At 72.1% G+C, this 20666-nt stretch carries 19 protein-coding genes; 10 read left to right on the top strand and 9 right to left on the bottom strand.

Going from position 1 to position 20666, the window contains the following annotated elements:
- Positions 1-126 precede the first annotated feature (126 nt).
- Positions 127-1191, top strand: a complete 1065-nt coding sequence (locus ACFVDM_RS27420) for a class I SAM-dependent methyltransferase (RefSeq protein ID WP_383645605.1) — start codon at positions 127-129, stop codon at positions 1189-1191.
- A gap of 16 nt (positions 1192-1207) precedes the next feature.
- On the opposite strand, the gene ACFVDM_RS27415 is transcribed toward ACFVDM_RS27420, so the two are convergent.
- Positions 1208-2167 carry an aminoglycoside phosphotransferase family protein gene (locus tag ACFVDM_RS27415; protein WP_383645602.1) on the bottom strand — a complete coding sequence of 320 codons (960 nt, stop codon included), beginning with the start codon at positions 2165-2167 and terminating at the stop codon, positions 1208-1210.
- Between the two features lie 63 nt (positions 2168-2230).
- Positions 2231-3163 (bottom strand): LysR family transcriptional regulator, encoded by a 933-nt coding sequence (locus ACFVDM_RS27410; RefSeq protein WP_383645599.1) that lies wholly within the window; start codon positions 3161-3163, stop codon positions 2231-2233.
- A 71-nt stretch (positions 3164-3234) separates the two neighbouring features.
- On the opposite strand from ACFVDM_RS27410, the gene ACFVDM_RS27405 reads away from it, so the two are divergent.
- A complete protein-coding gene (locus ACFVDM_RS27405) occupies positions 3235-4383 on the top strand; it encodes a TDT family transporter (protein WP_383645596.1) in 1149 nt (382 codons plus the stop codon).
- A gap of 15 nt (positions 4384-4398) precedes the next feature.
- Here ACFVDM_RS27405 and ACFVDM_RS27400 read toward each other — a convergent pair whose 3' ends face one another.
- The 3 genes from ACFVDM_RS27400 to ACFVDM_RS27390 form a co-directional block, all read right to left on the bottom strand.
- Positions 4399-4944 (bottom strand): helix-turn-helix domain-containing protein, encoded by a 546-nt coding sequence (locus ACFVDM_RS27400; protein WP_383645593.1) that lies wholly within the window; start codon positions 4942-4944, stop codon positions 4399-4401.
- 153 nt (positions 4945-5097) lie between these two features.
- Positions 5098-7731: an ABC transporter permease/substrate binding protein gene (locus ACFVDM_RS27395; RefSeq protein ID WP_383645590.1), complete on the bottom strand. Its 2634-nt coding sequence runs from the start codon at positions 7729-7731 to the stop codon at positions 5098-5100.
- A complete protein-coding gene (locus ACFVDM_RS27390; RefSeq protein ID WP_383645587.1) occupies positions 7724-8788 on the bottom strand; it encodes a glycine betaine/L-proline ABC transporter ATP-binding protein in 1065 nt (354 codons plus the stop codon). Before ACFVDM_RS27390 ends, ACFVDM_RS27395 begins: the two co-directional genes overlap by 8 nt.
- A gap of 319 nt (positions 8789-9107) precedes the next feature.
- Here ACFVDM_RS27390 and ACFVDM_RS27385 point away from each other — a divergent pair, with 319 nt between their 5' ends.
- Positions 9108-10016, top strand: a complete 909-nt coding sequence (locus tag ACFVDM_RS27385) for a 5'-3' exonuclease H3TH domain-containing protein (protein ID WP_383646139.1) — start codon at positions 9108-9110, stop codon at positions 10014-10016.
- A gap of 80 nt (positions 10017-10096) precedes the next feature.
- Positions 10097-10939, top strand: coding sequence for a siderophore-interacting protein (locus ACFVDM_RS27380; RefSeq protein ID WP_383645584.1), 843 nt, complete (start codon positions 10097-10099; stop codon positions 10937-10939).
- A 108-nt stretch (positions 10940-11047) separates the two neighbouring features.
- Here ACFVDM_RS27380 and ACFVDM_RS27375 read toward each other — a convergent pair whose 3' ends face one another.
- Positions 11048-11686, bottom strand: a complete 639-nt coding sequence (locus ACFVDM_RS27375) for a MerR family transcriptional regulator (RefSeq protein ID WP_383646135.1) — start codon at positions 11684-11686, stop codon at positions 11048-11050.
- 156 nt (positions 11687-11842) lie between these two features.
- On the opposite strand from ACFVDM_RS27375, the gene ACFVDM_RS27370 reads away from it, so the two are divergent.
- Positions 11843-12781: a hypothetical protein gene (locus tag ACFVDM_RS27370; protein ID WP_383645582.1), complete on the top strand. Its 939-nt coding sequence runs from the start codon at positions 11843-11845 to the stop codon at positions 12779-12781.
- Positions 12778-13269 carry an ABA4-like family protein gene (locus ACFVDM_RS27365; protein WP_383645579.1) on the top strand — a complete coding sequence of 164 codons (492 nt, stop codon included), beginning with the start codon at positions 12778-12780 and terminating at the stop codon, positions 13267-13269. The genes ACFVDM_RS27370 and ACFVDM_RS27365 overlap by 4 nt, the downstream gene beginning before the upstream one ends.
- Before the next feature lie 10 nt (positions 13270-13279).
- Here ACFVDM_RS27365 and ACFVDM_RS27360 read toward each other — a convergent pair whose 3' ends face one another.
- The 3 genes from ACFVDM_RS27360 to ACFVDM_RS27350 form a co-directional block, all read right to left on the bottom strand.
- Positions 13280-14059: an ABC transporter permease gene (locus tag ACFVDM_RS27360; RefSeq protein ID WP_383645576.1), complete on the bottom strand. Its 780-nt coding sequence runs from the start codon at positions 14057-14059 to the stop codon at positions 13280-13282.
- Entirely contained in the window at positions 14056-15066 is a 1011-nt protein-coding gene (locus ACFVDM_RS27355) for an ATP-binding cassette domain-containing protein (protein WP_383645573.1), read from the bottom strand. The genes ACFVDM_RS27360 and ACFVDM_RS27355 overlap by 4 nt, the downstream gene beginning before the upstream one ends.
- Positions 15067-15279: 213 nt before the next feature.
- Positions 15280-15942 carry a PadR family transcriptional regulator gene (locus ACFVDM_RS27350; RefSeq protein ID WP_383645570.1) on the bottom strand — a complete coding sequence of 221 codons (663 nt, stop codon included), beginning with the start codon at positions 15940-15942 and terminating at the stop codon, positions 15280-15282.
- Positions 15943-16619: 677 nt separating this feature from the next.
- Between ACFVDM_RS27350 and ACFVDM_RS27345 the strand changes: the two genes are divergently transcribed.
- From ACFVDM_RS27345 to ACFVDM_RS27330, 4 genes are all read left to right on the top strand, one after another.
- Positions 16620-18167: a molybdopterin-dependent oxidoreductase gene (locus ACFVDM_RS27345; RefSeq protein ID WP_383645567.1), complete on the top strand. Its 1548-nt coding sequence runs from the start codon at positions 16620-16622 to the stop codon at positions 18165-18167.
- A gap of 171 nt (positions 18168-18338) precedes the next feature.
- Positions 18339-18983 carry a fasciclin domain-containing protein gene (locus ACFVDM_RS27340; RefSeq protein ID WP_383645564.1) on the top strand — a complete coding sequence of 215 codons (645 nt, stop codon included), beginning with the start codon at positions 18339-18341 and terminating at the stop codon, positions 18981-18983.
- A gap of 59 nt (positions 18984-19042) precedes the next feature.
- Positions 19043-20032, top strand: coding sequence for an ADP-ribosylglycohydrolase family protein (locus ACFVDM_RS27335; RefSeq protein ID WP_383645560.1), 990 nt, complete (start codon positions 19043-19045; stop codon positions 20030-20032).
- Positions 20033-20130: 98 nt separating this feature from the next.
- Positions 20131-20580, top strand: coding sequence for an SPW repeat protein (locus ACFVDM_RS27330; protein ID WP_383645557.1), 450 nt, complete (start codon positions 20131-20133; stop codon positions 20578-20580).
- Positions 20581-20666: the final 86 nt, after the last annotated feature.

Raw genomic sequence — 20666 nt, 5'->3', positions numbered from 1 at the left:
TCGCCCCCGCGGCGTAGCGTGGCGGACAGGAGCGTATCCGTCGCCGTCTCGTCGGACCGCCGGCCGTGAGCGCGCCGGCCGCCTGTCCCGCCTCCCTCCCGCGGCCCGGCGGCGAAAGGAGGAGCGATGACCGTGACAGCACCGGACAAGGTGAAACAGGAGGCGTTCGCGGGCCGCATGGTCCAGGTGGTCAACGACACCTGCCTGGGGCTGATGGCGGGGCTGGGGCACCAGAGCGGTCTGTTCGACACGATGGCCGGCCGGGCGCCGGGCACCAGTGCGGAGATCGCGGAGGCCGCCGGGCTGAACGAGCGCTATGTGCGGGAGTGGCTGGGCGCGATGGTCGTCGGGGGCGTCGTCGACTACGACCCCGGGGACGGGACGTACGCGCTGCCGCCGGAGCACGCGGCCTCGCTGACGCGGGCGGCGGGCCCCGACAACCTGGCCCGGATCGCCCAGGACTTCGGGATGATGGGCGAGGTGGAGCAGCAGGTGCTGGAGGCGTTCCGCACCGGGCGCGGGCTGCCGTACTCCGCGTATCCGCGGTTCCAGTCCCTCCAGGCCGAGGAGTCCGGGGAGGTCTTCGATCTGGCCCTGGTGAACGCCATCGTGCCGCTGGTGCCCGGTCTGCCCGAGCGGCTGCGGGCCGGGATCGAGGTGCTGGACATCGGCACCGGCCACGGCCACGCGGTCAACGTGCTGGCCGGGGCCTTCCCGGCGAGCCGTTTCCAGGGGATCGACATGTCCGAGGAGGGCATCGCCGCCGCGCGTGCGGAGGCCGCCGCGCTCGGACTGGGCAACACCGCCTTCGACATCGGTGACTGCGCCGAGGTGGACGGTTCCTACGATCTGATCACGGCGTTCGACGTCGTCCACGATCTGGCCCGGCCGGCGCGTGCGCTGGCCGCCGTCCACACCGCGCTGGCCGCGGACGGGGTGTTCCTGATGGGGGACATCGCGGCGTCGAGCCGTCTGGAGGAGAACATCGACCATCCGCTGGGCCCGGCGCTCTACACGTTCTCGGTGTTCTACTGCATGAGCGTCTCGCTGGGCGAGGGCGGTGAGGGGCTGGGCACCGTCTGGGGCGAGCAGACCGCCCGGAGGATGCTCGCCGAGGCCGGTTTCCGCGACGTGGAGACCCGGCGGGTGGAGGGCGACATCCTGAACGTGTACTACGTGGCGCGGCGCTGAGCGGTGGCCGGCGGGGTCAGCCGTCGAGGCCGGACCCCGGCCGGCGCCGCAGCCAGTCCAGCGCGGCAGCGCCCTGTGCGGCCTGGAACGCCCTGACGGTGGGCAGGCCCGGCGGGTCGGGGCGCAGTGCGTGCGCGACGAAGTAACCGGCCAGTGCCGCGAGGACGGCGGTGACCCCGGCGGGTTCGGCGTCCCGGCCGAGCGGGTGCGCGGTGAAGACCGCCTCCGGGTCGGGGCCGCCCTGGGCGGCCACGCTCGGGAGCATGGCCAGCAGGTCGAACCAGGGCGCGGCGCGCCGGGCGTGCGGCCAGTCGACGAAGACGACCCGGTCCTCGGTGAGGAGGATGTTGTCGGCGCGCAGGTCGGCGTGGACGAGGGTGTCGCCGGTGGCGGGTGCCGCCCAGCCCGCCTCCAGGTCCGCGAGGGTGGCGAGGTGCCGGGCCGCCCAGGGGTCGAGGCGGGTGGTGTCCCCCGCCGCGTGCAGGCTCCGCCAGCCGGTGAACATCGAGTCCTCGCGTACGGCGATGTCCGGCGCGTCGAAGGGGGCGGGGGTGAGGAGCGTGCCGAGCCGGGCGACGGCGTCCAGGACGCGGTCGAGTTCCGCCCGGTCCCAGGGGACGCGGGGCTGGTGTCCGTCGATGTCCTCCAGCACGAGCGCGACCGTGGTGCCGTCGTCGTACGAGCCGAGGAGCCCGGGTACGGGGGCGTCCGGCGGCAGGGCGGCGGTGTTGCGGGCCTCCGCGCGGTGCAGACCGGGGCTGCCGGGGTTGGTCTCCGCGCTCACCGCCTTGACGAAGGCGCGGCGGCCGTCCGCGAGGCGGACCCGGGCGGCGACGCCCGGCGAGAATCCGCCGTTCTGGGTGCGGGCCTCGACGACGGGTGCGCCGAGGATGTCCGTGACGGCCTCGCGTACGACGGCGGGCAGATCGGCCCAGTGGTGGCGGAGGCCTTCGGCGGGCGGGGCGGTGACGGTCATGGGCCCATCCTTCCGGTGCGGCGGCCGGACGGGCCAGTGGATTTCGGCGGACTCGGGCGGGGCTCAGTGTGCGGCCGGGCCGGACCGGGTGAGGGAGAGCAGGTCGCGGGCGGGTCCGGTGGGGCGGTGGCCGGAGGGCCAGACGGCGCGGAGCTGGCGGCGGAGCCGGACACCGGCGATGGGCACGGTGACCAGGCGGCGGGCGGAGAGTTCTTCGCCGAGGGCCAGTTCGCTCAGGACGCAGGGGCCGGCGCCGCTCTCCGCGGCGCCCTTCACGGCGGTCGTCGAGGAGAGTTCGAGCAGCGGCGGGGCGAGCGGGCCGTGGACGGCGAGGGCGGCGTCCAGGACCTGGCGGGTGCCGGAGCCGTGCTCGCGCAGGATGAGGGGGGTGGCGGCCAGCTCCCGGGGGGTCAGCGCGGTGCGGCGGCGGGCCCAGGCGTGCGCGGGGGCGACGGCGACGACCAGGCGGTCGTGGGCGATGACGGTCCCGTCGAGCCCTTCGGGGACGGACAGGCCCTCGACGAAGCCGAGGTCCGCCTCGCCGCTCGTCAGCCGGCGGGCGACGGCGGCGGAGTTCCCGGCCAGCAGGGAGACGGCGGTGTCCGGGCGGGCGCCGCGCAGCGCTATCAGCCAGCCGGGGAGCAGGTATTCGGCGATGGTCAGCGAGGCGGCCACCCGCAGCCGGGAGTCGCGGCGGTCGCGCAGCGCCTGGGCGCCGGCGTCGAAGGCCTCGGCGGCCTCCACGACCCGGCGGGCCCAGTCGGTGACGAGCGCGCCCGCGTCGGTGAGCCGGGAGCCGCGCGGCGAGCGGTCCAGGAGGGCGAGGCCCAGGTGCCGTTCCATCGAGCGGACCCGGCTGCTGGCGGCGGGCTGGGTGATGCCGAGGTCCCGGGCGGCGCGGCCGAGGCTGCCGTGGCGGGCGACCGCGAGGAGGAGTTCCAGGGCGCCGAGGTCGGGGACGCGGTGGGACAGCGGTGCGGACGGCTCACTGGACATAAACCCACCTTATGACCTCATAGGGCGGGACTCCCTGGTGGGGGACGATCCGGGCGCCGAAAATCGATGGCATGGCCACCTTTCCGCGCACGCTCCCCGCTCCCCCGCCCTCCGGGACCGCCCGCCGCCCGGCGCTGCGGCACTTCGGTCCCAACTGGTACGCCACGGTGATGGGCACCGCCATCGTGGCGAGCGCGGGCGCCACCCTACCGGTGGACGTGCCGGGGCTGCGCCCGGTCTGCGCCCTGGTCTGGGCGCTGTCCGCGCTGCTGCTGGCCGCGGTGCTCACGGCCCGCGCCGGTCACTGGGCCGCCCACCGCGACCAGGCCCGTGCCCATCTCCTGGACCCGGCGGTGGCACCGTTCTACGGCTGTCTGTCGATGGCGCTGCTCGCCGTCGGGGGCTCCGGGATGGTGGTGGGCCGGGATCTGATCGGGCACGGGGCGGCCCTGGTGCTGGACGTGGTGCTGTTCACCGCGGGCACGGTGACCGGTCTGGTGGCCGCCGCGGCGATCCCGTACCTGATGATCACGCGTCACCGCACCGAGCCGGGGAGCGCGTCCCCGGTGTGGCTGCTGCCGGTGGTGGCGCCGATGGTGTCGGCCGCGCTCGGGCCGCTGCTGGTGACGGAGCTGCCGGCCGGCCAGGGCCGGGAGGCGCTCCTGCTCGGCTGCTACGCGATGTTCGGGCTGAGCCTGCTGGCGACGCTGGTGATGCTGCCGTTGGTCTTCGCCCGGCTGGTCCACCACGGTCCGCTGCCGCTGGTGCTGACGCCCACGCTCTTCCTGGTGCTCGGTCCGCTGGGCCAGTCGACGACCGCGGTGAACGCGCTGGCGGATGTGGCGCCGGGCGCGGTCGGGGCGCCGTACGCGGAGGCCCTGGGTGCCTTCGCGGTGCTGTACGGGGTGCCGGTGATGGGTTTCGCGCTGCTGTGGCTGGCGCTTTCGGTCGCGCTGGTGGTGCGGGCGGTACGGGGCGGGATGACGTTCGCCATGACCTGGTGGGGCTTCACCTTCCCCGTGGGAACGTGCGTCACGGGGGCGTCGGGGCTCGCCCGGCACACCGGTCTGGTGGCCTTCGAGTGGCTGGCGGTGGCGCTGTACGTGCTGCTGGTGGCGGCCTGGGCCGTGGCCGGGGTGCGGACCGTGCGCGGGCTGCTGGACGGGGCGCTGCTCGCCGCCCCGCGTCCGCCGGCCCCGCTCGCCGTCCGTACGGTCTGACCGGGCGCCGGAGGCTCAGCGCCGCGGGTCGAAGGTGGCGTCGATGTGCTCGGCGACGGCGACGAACAGCAGCCGGGTGCCGGGGGCGGCGGCCCGCCAGCGGTGGCGCACCCCGCCCGAGAGGAACAGCGTGTCGCCGCGCTCCAGCCGGTAGGCCTGTCCCTCGGCCTCGACCTCGGCGGCGCCCTCGACGACGTACAGCACCTCGTCGTTGCGGTGCTGGAACTCCCGGCCGGGGTCGATCTCGCCGGAGAACTCCACGGCGGTGAGCTGGTGGCGTCCGCGCACCACCCGGCGCACCCCCTCCTCCTCCGCGCCGCGCACCACGTCGACGGCGCGGGCCGAGTCCGCCGCGGCGCGCAGCCGGGCGGTCGTGGTCTCCAGCGCCTCGGCGACGCGGTCGAGGGAACGGGGGCTGGGTCTGGCCCGTTCGTTCTCGATCTGGCTGAGGAACGGCACGGACAGGCCGCTGCGGGCGGCGACGGCGGCCAGGGTCAGTCCCAGGGACCTGCGCTGTCGCCGGACCGCGGCACCCACCCGGAGTGTTTCCTTCTCGTCCATGTCCCGCTCCCTCCCGACTCGCCATCCTCCCGGTTGCCAGCACCTTACGCACTCCGTTGCGCGAGGACGGCGGGTAATGGCGGGTCCGGACACGCCGGAAGGGGTGGGCTCCGCCGTCGGCGGTGCCCACCCCTTCCTTCGTCCGGGGGCCGGTCAGCTCTGCGGCGCCAGGGTGTCCGCGATGCCGGGGTTCTCGTCCATCCAGGCGCGCACCGCTTCGGCCTCGTGGCCGGTGCCGCGCTTCTGGATCTCGTTCTCCAGTCCGGCGAGCTGGTCCTCGCTGAGCTTGAAGTCCTTGAACCACTCGGTCAGCCGCGGGTACAGCTCCGGGAACTGCTCGGAGGCGATGGTGTGCAGGCGGTCACCGTCGCCGAAGGCCTTCTTCGGGTCCTTCAGCTTGGTCATGGAGTACTCGCTGTACGCCCAGTGCGGGGTCCACAGCAGGACGGCGATGGGCTCCTTCTTGGCGTACGCCCGCTTCAGCTCGGCGAGCATGGCCGGGGTGGAGCCGTCGAGGACCTTGTACTCGTCGTCCAGACCGTAGGCCGGGAGCACGTTCTTCTTCAGGTTCTCCATCGTGGCCGTGCCCGGCTCGATCCCGACGATCCGGTTCTTGAACCGCGAGCCCTTGCCCTTGAGGTCGGCCAGGGACTTCACGTCCTTGACGTAGTCGGGCACCGCGACCTCCAGCGAGGTCGGGCCGTACCAGGAACCGATGTCGGTCAGCTTCGTGCCGTACTTGTCCCAGTAGTTCTTCTGGGTGTACGGGAGCCAGCCGTCGAACTGCACGTCGATCTGGCCGCGGGACATCGCGGCGTACATCGGGCCGACCTCGAACTGCTTCAGGTTGATCGTGTAGCCGCGCTCCTCCAGGACGGCCTTCCACAGGTACGTGGCGGCGATGTCCTCCTCCCAGGGGAACCAGGCCATCTCGATGGGGCGGTCGCGCTCGTCCTTGCCGTTCGCGCCCTTCGCGGCGGCCCCGGCGACCGGGGTCCAGGCGTCGGCGGCGTCCGGGTTGGCCTTCAGCCAGGTGCGGACGGCCTCCTGCTCCTTGCCGGAACCGCTCTTCTGGATCTGCGCCTCCAGACTGGTGAGCTGGTCCTCGGTCATCTTGAAGTTCTTCAGCCACGCCCCGACCTCGGGGTTGTCGGCCGAGAAGCCCTTGCGGGCCAGCGTGTGGATGCCGTCGCCCTTGCCCCAGAGGTTCTTGGGGTCCTTGAGCTTGGTCAGCTCGTACTGGTTGTACGCCCAGTGCGGCGACCAGAGCGGAACGACGATCGGTTCCTTCTTGGCGTACGCGCGCTTCAGCTCGGCCAGCATGGACGGCGTGGAGCCGTCGACGACCTTGTACTCCTTGTCCAGGCCGTAGCCCGGCAGGATCTTGTCCTTGAGCAGGCCCGACTCACCGGCGCTCGGCTCGATGCCGACGATCCGGCCCTTGAAGTCGGACGCCTTCCCCTTGAGGTCGGTGAGCGATTCGACGCCCTTCACGTACGAGGGGACGGCCAGCTCCAGCGAGGTGGGGCCGTACCAGGAGCCCATGTCCTCCAGGCGGTCCTTGTACTTCTTCCAGTACGCGGCGTGCGTGACCGGCAGCCAGGAGTCCGTCTCGAAGTCGATCTGGCCGCCCGCCATGCCCGTGTACAGCGCGCCGGCCTCGTACTGCTTGACCTCGACCTCGAAGCCGCGCCGCTCCAGCAGCTCCTTCCACAGGAACGTGGAGGCGATGCCCTCGTCCCAGGGGATGTAGCCCATGCTGATCTTCTTGCCGGCACCGATCTTCGCCGGGTCCGAGCCCGCGGTGTCGTCCGTGCCGGAGGATCCGAACAGGCCCATGCCGCCGGCGACGAGGGCGAGGACCACGACACCGACCACGGCCACGACGGGCTGCGGGCGGTGGTTCCACACCTTGAGTCCGCCGGCCATCGCCTGCGCCTTGGCGACCGCGCGCCGGCCGAGCGGGGAGACCTCGCGGCCCAGCGCACCGGTCATGCGGTCCAGGTACATCGCCAGGATGACGATGGAGACGCCCGCCTCGAATCCGAGGCCCACGTCGACGTTGCCGATGGCGCGGTAGACGGAGCCGCCGAGGCCGCCGCCGCCGACCATGCCGGCGATGACCACCATGGACAGGCCCAGCATGATGACCTGGTTGACGCCCGCCATGATCGTGGGCAGGGCCAGCGGCAGCTGGACCCGCAGCAGGGTGTTGCGCGAGGTGGTGCCGAAGGCCTCGGCCGCCTCGACGAGTTCGCCGTCGACCTGGCGGATGCCGAGTTCGGTCATCCGGACGCCCGGGGGCAGCGCGAAGATGATGGTGGCGATGATCCCGGGGACCACGCCGACGCCGAAGAAGATGACGCCGGGGATCAGGTAGACCATGGCGGGCATGGTCTGCATGAAGTCCAGGACCGGCCGGATCACCGCGCTGACGGCCCTGGACCGGGAGGCCCAGATCCCGAGCGGGACGGCCAGCACCAGCGTCACGATCGTCGCGACGAGCACCAGGGTGAGGGTGTCCATCGCCTCGTCCCACAGCTCGACGGAGTCGATGAGGGCGAAGCCCGCGAACGCGAGGACACCGGCGAGCAGACCGCGCAGCCACCAGGCGATGACGGCGACGATGCCCGCGAAGAGCAGCGGGGCGGGGGCGGAGAGCACGGCGGCGATGCCGTCGAACATGCCGCTCACCACGGAGCTGATGGCGTCGAAGAGCCAGGACAGATGGGACTGGAGCCAGTCGACGGCGGAGTCGACCCAGTCGCCGAGGTGGAGCCTAAACACCGGCCACCTTCTTCGTGGAGATCGGGGCGGACGGCGTGGCGTCGGCGGGGGTCATGGGCTCGCCGAGGACGGCGAGCAGACGCTCCCGGGGGACGACACCGACGAGCTCGCCCCGGTCGTCGGTCACGGCCACCGCGACCCTGCTGCGCGAGCAGGGCGTGAACAGCTCGATGATCGGCGTGGACTCGGTGACGGTGGCCGGGGTGGCCCGCAGCACGTCGTCCGCGCTCCGCAGCTCCTTGCCCTGGTCGCACAGGGTGCCCATGACGGTCTGCGTCTCGGCCATGATGGCGCCGGCGGTCAGCACCCGGGTGCGGTCCACGTCCTGGGTGAAGGAGGCGACGTAGTCGTTGGCGGGCGTGACGAGGATGTCCTCGGCGGTGCCCAGCTGGACGATCCGGCCGTCGCGCATCACGGCGATGCGGTCGCCGAGGCGCATGGCCTCGTTGAGGTCGTGGGTGATGAAGACGATGGTCTTCTTCAGCCGCTTCTGCAGCTCCAGGAGCTGGTCCTGCATATCGCGGCGGATCAGCGGGTCGAGTGCGCTGAACGACTCGTCCATGAGCAGCAGATCGGCGTCGGTGGCCAGCGCGCGGGCCAGGCCGACGCGCTGCTGCATACCCCCGGACAGCTCGTCGGGCCAGGACTTCTCCCAGCCGGCGAGGCCGGTGAGCTCCAGTGCCTCGGTGGCGCGGCGCTCGCGCTCGGCGCGCGGGACGCCCTGCACCTCCAGGCCGTACGCGGCGTTCTCCAGGACGCTCCGGTGGGGGAAGAGCGCGAAGTGCTGGAACACCATGCTGATCTTGGTGGAGCGGACGTGGCGGAGCTCCGCGGGGCTCAGGGCGGTCAGGTCCTGGCCGTCGAAGAGCACCTGGCCGGCGGTGGGCTCCAGCAGTCCGTTGAGCATGCGCAGCAACGTGGACTTGCCGGACCCCGACAGACCCATCACGACGAAGATCTGGCCGGGCTCCACGGTGAACGAGGCGTCGATCACCGCGGCGGTCGTTCCGTCGGCGCGCAGCTCCTCGCGGTCCGTGCCGCTCTCCAGCTTTTGCACGGCTTGATCGGGTCGTCTGCCGAACACCTTGTACAAGTGCTCGGCCTGCAGCCTTGACACATACACCTCACGCGTTGAACCGAATACGCTCTGCCACCCCCTCCGGCAGACCGTGGAGCGGTGCGGGTTCGGCCCGCATGGCACATGCATTAGTTGAAAATGCGACGTGGTTCGCTCCGATGCCGCGCCTGCCCCCGCTTACACGGAGCAAACACAAGAGTGAGTCAGGTCACAGAAGAGCGGCCTTGATCCGGGAACCGCGTCCGGGGGAGGCGGTGTCGGTGGGGTGCGGCATCATCGGGGTGTGACGCGACGCCTGATGCTCCTCGACACCGCCTCCCTCTACTTCCGCGCCTACTTCGGCGTCCCCGATTCGGTGCGCGCACCGGACGGGACCCCGGTCAACGCCGTGCGCGGACTCCTGGACTTCATCGGCCGGCTGGTGCAGGACCACCGCCCGGACGACCTCGTGGCCTGCTGGGACGCGGACTGGCGTCCGCAGTGGCGGGTCGACCTGATCCCCTCGTACAAGGCGCACCGCGTCGCGGAGGAGACGGACCGGGGTGTGCCCGACGAGGAGGAGACGCCGGACACGCTGGCCCCGCAGGTTCCGGTGATCGCCGAAGTGCTGGACGCGCTCGGCATCGCCCGGGTGGGCGTCGCGGGGTACGAGGCGGACGACGTGATCGGGACCCTGACGGGCCGCGCGACCGGCCCGGTGGACATCGTCACGGGCGACCGGGACCTGTACCAGCTGGTGGACGACGCCGGGGAGGTGCGGGTCCTCTACCCCCTGAAGGGCGTCGGCACCCTCCAGCTGACGGACGAGGCGTGGCTGCGCGAGAAGTACGGGGTGTCCGGCCCCGGGTACGTCGACCTGGCGCTGCTGCGGGGCGACCCGAGCGACGGACTGCCGGGGGTGCCCGGGATCGGCGAGAAGACGGCGGCGAAACTGCTGGACGCCTTCGGCGACCTCGCGGGAATCATGGCCGCTGTCGACGACCCGGCCGCCAAGCTCACACCTTCGCAGCGCAAGCGGCTCGACGAGGCCCGCGACTACGTGGCGGTGGCCCCGAAGGTGGTCCGGGTCGCCGGGGACGTCCCGCTGCCCGCGTTCGACGCCACCCTGCCCACCGCGCCCCGCGATCCGGCCGCACTGGACGCGCTCGCGGAGCGGTGGGGGCTGGGTGGGGCGCTTCAGCGTCTGCTGTCCACACTCGCCGTCTGAGGTGTTAGCTTAGGTAACCCTAAGACTGATGGGCCGTTCGGGGTTCCTCGGTCCGGTTACCGGCAGCAGGGAGACCACCCGTGGCAGAACGACCGGCACGCCAGGCACCCCGTGCGCGGGGTGCGGAGGTCCTGCGCACCGAGCGGATCACCCCGCACATGGTCCGGGTGGTGCTCGGCGGTGACGGCCTCGCCGACTTCGCCCTCTCGGGCTTCACCGACCACTACGTCAAGCTGTGCTTCGCGCCCGAGGGCGCGACGTACGAGCACCCCTTCGACGTGGCCCGCATCCGCGAGGAGTTCCCGCGCGAGCTGTGGCCCACCACGCGTACGTACACGGTGCGTTCCTGGGACCCGGCCACCCGGGAGCTGGCCATCGACTTCGTGGTCCACGGCGACGAGGGCCTGGCCGGTCCGTGGGCGGCGCGTGCCGTTCCCGGCGACCGGGTGACGTTCCTGGGACCGGGCGGCGGTTACGGCCCCGAGGCCTCGGCCGACTGGCATCTGCTGGTGGGCGACGAGAGCGCGCTGCCCGCCGTCGCGGTGGCGGTGGAGCAGATGCCGCCGGGTGCGGTGGTGCACGCCTTCCTGGAGGTGTCCGACGCCTCCGAGGAGCAGAAGCTCGCCACGCCGGACGGCGTCGAGGTCACCTGGCTGCACCGCGGCGAACGCCCGGTGGGCGAGGCACTCGTGGCCGCCGTACGGGAGCTGGAGTTCCCGGCGGGCGAGGTGCAGGCCTTCGTCCACGGCGAGGCGGGCTTCGTGAAGGAGATCCGCCGCCACCTCCGCCTGGAGCGCGGCGTTCCGCTGCCTCGGCTGTCGATCTCCGGCTACTGGCGGCTCGGCCAGAACGACGACGCCTGGCGCTCCGTCAAGCGCGCCTGGAACGAGCAGGTGGAACGCGAGCAGGAGAACGCCGCCTGACCCACGCCTCCCCCCTCTCGACGCCCGCGCCCCGGTTTCCGTACCGGGGCGCGGGCGTCGCCGTACGCGGGAAGACGCGAACGACCGTGCGGGTGCCCGCACGGCGCCTCAGTCGCCCGCGCCCTCGCCGTAGGCGCGCACCGAGGCGTTCACATGGGCGAGGCGGCGCAGGGCACCGAACATCGCCTCGCCCAGGACCGTGCCGACGACGACGCTCTCCACGAGGTCCTCCCGGGCCACCCGCCGCCCGACGTAGTCGAGGTCGGCCCGCGCGATCTCCTCGGCCGCGGTCGCGTAGACGTCGAGCAGTTCGACGAAGCCGCCGTGCCCGGCCCTGCGCAGCGCGACCAGCACCTCGGCGAGCGCCTCCCCGCCCGGACTCCCCGCCCCGGCCAGCCAGCCCCGGCGCTCCAGCAGGTCCGCCACATCCTCGCGCGCGTCGTCGAACTCCGGCCCGGCGTCGTCCGCCTGGGCCGGCGTCAGACGCTTCGCGGCCGCCCCGAGCACGTCGTGCACGGTCCGCACGGGGTCCGCCGTGGCCTTCAGCACCTCCCCGATGGCCGACAGCGACAGCCCTCCGACATCCAGCAGGGCGCGGATCAGCCGCAGCCGGCGCTCGTGCCCCTCGTCGTAGCTGGCCTGGTTGGGGCTGGTCAGCCGACCGGCGGGCAGCAGTCCCTCCCGCACATAGAACTTGATCGTCGGAACCGGAACCCCGGACCTGCGGCTCAACTCGCCGATGCGCACCGCGCGTTCTCCCCACTTCCTGCTTGCCAGACCGAACCCCATCATAGATAGTTCCCCTATCGGATAGCGGTAAGCTCCGCTATCTATAACTCCCTGGGGGGACCTATGCCTCAATGGCGTACCTGGCACCGTCCGTTAGTTCTCTTCGCCGCTTCCATGGTGGTCATGACGATCGTCTCGGCCGTCGGCCTGCTGGTCGACGACCGCGTCCTGGCGGGGGCGGCGATCTGGGCCAAGCCCTTCAAGTTCGCCGTGTCGTTCGTGGTGTACGCGCTGGCGCTGGCGTGGATGCTGACGCTGCTCACCCGGGGCCGACGCATCGGCCGGTGGGCGGGGACGGTGGTCGCGGTGGCCAGCCTCGTGGAGATGGCGATCATCACGGGGCAGGTGGTCCGGGGGAAGCGAAGCCATTTCAACCACGCCACACCGTTCGACTCGGCACTGTTCGACGCGATGGCCGTGACGGTCGTGGTCCTCTGGGCCGGCACCCTGGTCATCGCGGTCCTGCTGCTCCGGGCCCGAATACCGGACCGGGCCGCCGCCTGGGCGATACGGTCCGGCGTGGTCCTCGCCCTGGTGGGCGCGGGGCTCGGATTCCTGATGACGCAACCGACCGAGGAGCAGCGGGCGGCGGGCGACCTGGACACGGCCGACGTGATCGGCGGACACGCCGTGGGCGTCCCGGACGGCGGCCCCTCGATGCCGTTCACCGGCTGGTCGACGACCGGCGGGGACCTGCGCGTCCCGCACTTCGTGGGCATGCACGCGCTCCAGTTGCTGCCGCTCCTTCTGATGACGCTGGTGGCCCTGGCGCCGCGCTTCGCCCGGCTGCGCGACCCCCGGGTCCGCCTGCGGCTGGTGCTGGTCGCCTCCGCGGCGTACGCGGCACTCACCGCCCTGGTCACCTGGCAGGCGCTGCGCGGTCAGCCGCTCGTCCACCCGGACGGCGCGACCCTCGCGGCAGCCGCCCTGATCGTGGCCGCCACGGCGGCCGGGACGTACGGAGCGCTGCGCCCCTCCCCCGCGCCCGGACCGGACCCGTCCGGCGCCCCCGAACAGCCCTCTTCCCCTTCCGCGAAGGAGTCCGTGTCATGACCGGTGCGCTCTTCGAGGCCGCCTTCCTGCTGGCGGCGCCGTTCTGGCTGATGATGATCTTCCTGCCCGGCCGGGAGGTGACGGCCCGCGTCGCCCGGTCACCGCTGACGGTGCTGCCGGTCCTGGCCGTCTACCTGACGATGGCCCTGCCCGTCCTCCCGGAACTCTGGACGGCGGTACGCAGTCCGGACGTCGACACCTTCCGCGACCTCACCGCCCTGGCGAACGGGGCCGGGGCCGTCTGGGCACAGGTGATCGCCTGGGATCTGCTGCTGGGGCAGTGGATGTATCTGGAGGGCCGGCGGCTGGGCGTCACGCCCTATGTGATGGGCCCGTTGCTGGTGCTCACGATCCTGCTCTCGCCGTTCGCCCTGCTGGTCTTCCTCGCCCTGCGCGCGGCCCGGCTGCGCGGGGCCCGGTCCGCGTCGGCGTCCGATACGGCCGGGAGCCGGTCCGCACCCGTCCGGGACGCGGTTGCGGACCGGTGAGCCCCGGCGCTCAGACGGACTTCTGGTAGGAGCGGAAGGTGCGGGTGGACAGCCAGACGGCAACCGCGGCGAGCGCCAGCAGCGCCGCGCCCCGGCCGAGCACGAGACCCCAGTCGGGATTCCCGTTCAGCGCCGACCGGCCGGCGACCATGGCCCAGTTGACCGGGTTGAAGTCGGCGACGCGGCTCATCCACGACGGCATCTGGCTCGGTGCCATGAAGGACGACGACAGGAAGGTCAGCGGCAGCAGCAGGAAGGTGTTGATGCCGATGATCGACTCCCGCTGGCGCACCAGCATGCCGAGCGCGTTGGACAGCGCCCCGAAGATCGTCCCGAGCAGGATCGAGGCCGTGACGAGCACGAACAGCCCGACGGCCCCGCCCGGGTAGGCGGCTCCGGCCGCCCGGCCGAGCAGGATGATGACCAGGGACTGCAGCGCCGTACTGATGCCCGTCTGCACCACGTTGGCGTTCATCAGCGCGTTGCGGCTGACCGGCGTGGTCAGGAAGCGGTTGAGCGTGCCGCGCTCGATCTCCTCCAGGGTTCCCATGCCGGCCCACATGCTCGATCCGAGGGCGCTCATCACCACGATGCCGGGGATCAGGTAGTCCAGGTAGGAGGTGGTGCCGAACCCGCCGAGTTCGACGACCTTCCTGAAGAGGTTGCCGAACAGGAACAGCCAGATCACCGGCTGGATCAGCGAGATGACGACGAAGACCGGCTGACGCAGGATCTGCATCAGCTGGCGCTGGGTCATGTACCAGGTCTGGGCCAACGACTGACTGCTCATCGGACGCCTCCCGCGACGGCCGGGGCGGGAGCGGAGGCGGACGGGGCGTCCGCCTCCGCGAAGCGGCGGCCGGCGTAGCGCAGATACACGTCGTCGAGGGACGGACGGGCCACGGTGGCCGAGGCCACGCCCGTACCGGCCCGCTCCAGGGCGGCGAGCAGCACCGGGACGGCGGCGGCGCCGTCCTCGGCGCGGACGCTGACCCGGCGGCCGTCGGCCAGGACCTCGTGCACCCCGGGCAGCCCGTCGAGCACGGCGGTCGTGCCGTCGGGGACATGGGCGGCGCGCAGTTCCAGGTGGACGGCGTCGCCGCGCAGTTCGCCCTTGAGCGCGTCGGGGGTGCCCTCGACGACGACCCGGCCGCGGTCGACGATGGCGACGCGTTCGGCGAGGCGGTCGGCCTCCTCCAGATAGTGCGTGGTGAGCACGATGGTCAGCCCCTCCTCACCGGCCAGCCGGGAGATCTCGTCCCACATGGCGGTGCGGGCCTCCGGGTCGAGGCCGGTCGTCGGCTCGTCCAGGAAGAGCACCTCGGGGCGGTGGACCAGGCCGATCGCCACGTCGAGTCGGCGCTGCATCCCGCCGGAGTACCCCTTCACCAGGCGCTTCCCGGCATCGGCGAGGTCGAAGCGTTCCAGCTGCTCATCGGCGCGGCGCTGGACGGCGGTGCCGCGCATTCCGTAGAGCCGGCCCTGGAGCAGCAGGTTCTCCCGGCCGGTGGCGACCGGGTCGGCGCCGGACTTCTGGGCGACCACACCGATCGACCGGCGGACCCGGTCGGGGTGGGTGAGGACGTCGTGCCCGGCGACGGACGCGGTGCCGGAGTCCGGGCGGGCGAGGGTGGTGAGGATCTTGACGGTGGTGGACTTCCCGGCGCCGTTGGGCCCGAGGAGCCCGAATACGGTGCCGGGCGAGACGGTGAGGTCCATGCCGTTCAGCGCGGTGACGTCACCGGGATAGGTCTTGATCAGCTGCCGCGCCTCGACGGCGGGCGCACGGGTGCTCATGGCGGAGCTCTCCTGTGGTCGGCGGGGCGCACGGTGTTCCGTGCGCCCGATGGGCCGAACCGGTCCGCGTGAGTGTCGCCGGGCTATCCTGGGTGTGCCGCACCTCGATGGCCCGCACGCCCTCACGGCGTGTCCGGTCCGGGGTTCGAGACCCCGACGGGTGCTGCTGCAACAGCCCCCGCCGGGGTCTTCCTCTCTTCGCCCTCTCCCGGGTCAGTTCTCCTGGCCGGGGTCAAGGACGATGTCCTGCTCGTCGAGGTCCTTCCACTCCTCGGGCACCGCGCCCGTGTCGTGGAAGGTCCTCCACTCTTCGATGCCTTCGAGCGTGGACTCGGTCAGCTCCTTGCGGAAGCTCCTCACCCACTCCAGCTGCGCCTCGATCATGTGCAGCTGGAATTCGGTCTCGATGATGAAGATGCGGGGAAGCGTGTCACCCAATTGAGTGAGGACGCCCCGGAACGCCGCGGCCTGTACGACGAGTGTCTGCTCCCGGTCCGCCAGCAGTTCCGCCACCTCGCCCGGCGGCAGCACCGGGAGGAGGGAGAGGGCCGTCTCGAAGACGGGGAACTCGTCGGCCGGCACCGCGATCAGATCGGAGAGCCACGCGAGCATCTCGTCCCGCCCCGCCTCGGTCAGGCCGTACAACGTGCGCTCGGGGCGGTTCCCCTCCCGCTGCACGCCCGTGACCTCGACATATCCGTGCTTCTCCAGGTTCTGGACCACGGTGTAGAGCGAGCCGAAGTTGATCTTCACGCTGTGCTGCTTGCCTCGGCGGCGGAGGGTCTGGGCGATCTGGTACGGGTGCATGGGGCCCTCGTCGAGCAGCACCATGACCGTGAGCGCCAGCGGATTGCTGAGCTTGCGCCGCTTGGCCACCGCCCCCCACCCCCTTCTCCGCCATCGAATACTCGTCCACGAACATATCGCGAATCCCTTCGGAGGGTCAACCACGATGTATCGCGAATCTTCGAGGGCATGGAAGGATCGCGTTCCTGGACGCAACCGCCGCACGACCGGCCCCCGGAGCCCCGGAGGCACCGCCCGTCGCCCCGGAAGGAGACCCGCGTGAAGGAAGCCGTACGCATCAACCGACCGAAGAGGGACGACGTACCCGGCCGCCCCGGGGCGCGCCCGGACCGCACCGCGGACGCCGGCGCCCCTCCCACCGGCGTGAACGGCGCGCAAAGGGGCATCCGTTCACCGTGGGCGGCCGCACGGGACGCCGGCCCACCCCCCTGACGCGGCGGTCGAGGCGCCCGACCGGGCCGGGTCGTCCCGGGCGGGCCACGACCGCTTCGCGGTGATCGCCCCGCACATCTGGCCGTTGGGAGGCGGCCGGTGTGCGGGGCGCACTGATGTCCGCACCTCACTCGTCGGAGTGAGGGACACATCCGAACGGCGATGGGGTACGAATCCCTGTCGTGAGCGACGATCAGAAGCAACCGCCGAACGGAAGCGAAAGCGAAAGTGAAAGCGGAAACGAAACCGGGGAAGGAACCGGCCCCGACGCCGAGCACCGGGACCACCCCCCGGCGTCCCGGCCGCCGCGCCTGTTGCGTACCACGTGCGCCGCACTGGCCGGGTTGATCGCCGGATTCTGCGCCCTGGCCGTGGCCGAGTTCGTCGCGGCGGTGGTCCGCCCCGAGGCGGGTCCGGTCGCCGCGGTGGGCGGCGCGGTGATCGATCGCACTCCCCCGGCGCTCAAGGACTTCGCCGTACGGAACTTCGGCACGCGCGACAAGCTGGTGCTGGAGCTGGGCATCGTGGTCCTGCTGGCGGTCTTCGCGGTGCTCGTCGGGCTGCTGGCGCTGCGGCACCGGCGGACCGGCGCGGCGGCGGTGCTGCTCTTCGGCGGGATCGGGGCGGCCGCGGCCGTCGGCCGGCCGGAGGGCCGGCTGTCCGACGCCCTGCCGTCGGTGGTGGGCGCCGTGGTGGCGGCGGGGGTGCTGTACCTCCTCGTCGGACGGCTCGCACCGGTCCGCGCGCCCGTCCCCGGGCGGGCCGAAGACACCTTCGACCGAAGGCGGTTCGTCGTCGCCGCGGCGGTCGCGGCGACGGCCTCGGCCGGCGCCGGGTTCCTCGGCCGTCGGCTGACCTCCTCCGTCCAGGCCGGGGCCGAGGCCTCCCGGCGCGATCTGGTGCTGCCCGTACCGGACTCGCCCGCCCGCCCGGTTCCCCCGGGCGCCGACCTCCGCGTCCGCGGGCTCGGCCCGTTCACCACCCCGGCCGGCGACTTCTACCGCGTGGACACGGCTCTGGTCGTCCCGCGCGTCGACGCCGACGGCTGGCGGCTGCGGATCCACGGCCGCGGCGTCCGCACCCCGCTGACGCTCACTCTGCGGGACCTGCTGCGCCGCGAGACCGTCGAGCGCGACATCACGCTGGCCTGCGTCTCCAACGAGGTCGGCGGTCCGTACGTGGGCAACGCCCGGTGGCTCGGCGTACGACTGGCCGACGTGCTGCGCGAGGCCGGGGTGGAGCCGCCCTCACGGGGCGGGCCCGCTGATCAGTTGGTGGCCCGGTCGGTGGACGGCATGACGATCGGCACCCCGGTCGAAGCCGTCATGGACGGACGGGACGCCCTGCTCGCTTTCGGTATGAACGGGGAACCGCTTCCGTTCACGCACGGCTTCCCGGTGCGGATGGTGGTCCCCGGCCTGTACGGATACGTATCGGCCTGCAAATGGATCAAGGACATCGAACTGACGACGTTCGCCGACTACGACGCGTACTGGGTGAAGCGGTCATGGTCCGCGCAGGCACCCGTCAAGACCCAGTCCCGCATCGACACCCCCCGCCCCCTGTCCTCCCCGAAGGCCGGCCGCGTCCCGGTCGCCGGGGTCGCCTGGGCCCAGCACCGGGGCATCTCCCGGGTCGAGGTCCGGGTCGACGACGGCCCGTGGCACACCGCACGCCTGGCCGCCCAGGACAGCCGGGACACCTGGCGCCAGTGGGTGTGGGACTGGCCGGCCACGTCCGGCCGCCACACCCTCCAAGTCCGCGCGACCGACGGCACCGGGGCCACCCAGACCGCCCGGCGCACGGACACCGTGCCCGACGGAGCGACCGGTCACCACACGGTGGTGCTCGACGTGTCCTGACGGACGTACCCCACCCCTCCGGGCACGGCCTCCCTGATCCGACCCGTCCGACCCACCAGCCAAACGATCAGCCAAACGATCAAACGAAAAAGCCAACCGCTCAATCGACCAAACGATCAAGTGATCACGCAAAGCGAAGATTCGCTCACGCAGAGCGAAAAGGAGCACATCATGAACGTCCTGCACACCCGTCGCGCCGCCGTCACCCTGACCGCCGCGCTCGTCCTTCCCCTGGCCCTGACGGCCTGTTCCGGTGAGTCGGAGGACAGCGCCGCGGGCTCCGAGGCGAGCTCGTCCAAGGCTTCCGCGCCCGCGTCCGAGGCCGCTGTCGATCCCATGAAGGCACCGTTCGGACCGGGCTGTTCGGCGGTGCCGAAGAGCGGCGCGGGGTCGTTCAACGGCATGGCCGCGGACCCGGTCGCCACGGCCGCCTCGCACAATCCCTCGCTGTCGACCCTGGTCGCGGCCGTGAAGAAGGCCGATCTGGTCGACACCCTGAACAACGCCCGGAACATCACCGTGTTCGCCCCGACCGACGCGGCGTTCGCCAAGGTCCCGAAGGCCGACCTCGACAAGCTCCTCGCCGACAAGGCAGCGCTCACCAAGGTGCTGACGTATCACGTGGTGGGCCGGAAGCTGACGCCGGAACAGCTGGCGCACGGCTCCTTCGGCACGCTGGAGAAGAGCGAACTGAAGACCTCGGGCTCGGGCGTGGCATACACCGTGAACGACACGTCCAAGGTCGTCTGCGGGAACGTGCCGACCGCCAACGCGACCGTGTACCTCGTCGACACCGTGCTCATGCCGACCGACTGACGCGCACGGATCTCCCCTGCGACGGCCTACGGAGGACCGAACCTCCGTAGGCTGCCCGTATGAACTCCTCGCACAGACGGGACCGAGCGGCGGGCACCGTGGTCGGATCGGCCGTGGGTGACGCGCTGGGAGCACCGTTCGAGTTCGGGCCGCCGGGGGTCTACAGCGCCCGCTTCCCCGACGGCGCGGGCACGATGTGCGGCGGCGGGGGCTGGGATCCGGGCGAGGCGACGGACGACACGCAGATGGCGGTGCTCGTCGCGGAATCCCTCCTGGAGTGCGGCGGCCTGGACCTGCCCGACCTCTTCGCCCGGTTCCAGCGGTGGGCGGCCGGCGATCCGAAGGACATCGGCCTCCAGACGGAGGCGGTCCTGACCGGTGGGGACCCGTGGAACCTCGCGGCGGCACTGCATTTCCAGGTCAACGCCCGTGCGGCGGGCAACGGTTCACTGATGCGCGCCGCCACCTCCGCGGTGCGCTTCGCCGCCCCGGACCGTCCGGCCGCCGAGGCGCGGGGTCCGACCATGGAGGCCGCCCGCCGGATCGCCGCCCTCACCCACGGGGACCGCGCCGCCTGGGAGGGCACCGCCGTGCTGCACGAGCTGGTCCGGGTGGCGCTGGGCGGCGACGACCCGCTCGCCGCCGTTCCGGACGCACTGGCCTGTGTGGACGCCGCGCACCGCGAACGGTGGGCCACCGTTCTCGCCGCCGACTGGCGGCCGGAGTGCGCGACGGAGTTCAACGGTGCGGTGTGGCCGTGCCTGGGTACGGCGCTGTGGGCGTTGCGCACGACGGGGTCGTACGAGGAGGCGCTCGCCTCGGCCGTCGACGTGGGCGGGGACACGGACACCGTGGCGGCGGTCACGGGAGCGCTCGCCGGGGCCGTGTACGGTCTCGCGGCCATTCCCGCGCGCTGGACGGAACCCCTGCACGTCCCGCTGCCCGGGTACGGCGACCGCGTGCTGCGGACGCCGGAGCTGGTCTCCCTGGCCCAGCAGCTGGACGACGCCGCGACCGGTGCGAATCCTGCGGATATTCCGACGCCTTGACTCTGCACATAAGGGACATATAAGAGCAGAATGGCAGAGCAGGCCGCTTGTCGAACAGAGCAGCACCGAGGCCTGCGCGACCGAAGGAGACGAGCTTCATGTCAAACGTCTCGCATGTCGGCCATGACATGGCCGGACATCCCGATGTCTCCGAAATGCGCGACCGCTACGACCGGATGATGGGCGGGCGCGATGTGGCGCTCGTGGACGCCCCGGTCTTCCTGGTCGGTCTGTACTGCGCCGTCTCGCCGTGGGTACTGCACTTCACGACCTCGCAGGCCCCGCTGGTGACCCACAACCTGGTCATGGGCATCGCGATCGCCGTGCTGGGACTCGGGTTCACCGTGATGCCGCAGCGCATGTACGGCCTGAGCTGGGCCATCTGCGCCATGGGCGCCTGGATGATCATCTCGCCGTGGGTGGTGGGCAGCAGCCCCGACACCGGCGTCGTGCTCAACAACGTCATCATCGGCGGTCTGACCGCCCTGCTGGGCCTGGTCTGCGCCGGTGCGTCCATGAGGAGCGGGAGCAGGCACGCCAAGACCTGACGTCCGGACCCGCGCCCCGCACCCGCCGCGTCCCCGGACGCACGCCGTCCGGGCCGGAGAAAGGATCCACGATTCCGCACGACCGT

It is taken from the genome of Streptomyces sp. NPDC057682, from assembly GCF_042799575.1.
GTDB lineage: Bacteria > Actinomycetota > Actinomycetes > Streptomycetales > Streptomycetaceae > Streptomyces.
This window is presented reverse-complemented; position numbering and strand designations above follow the sequence as displayed.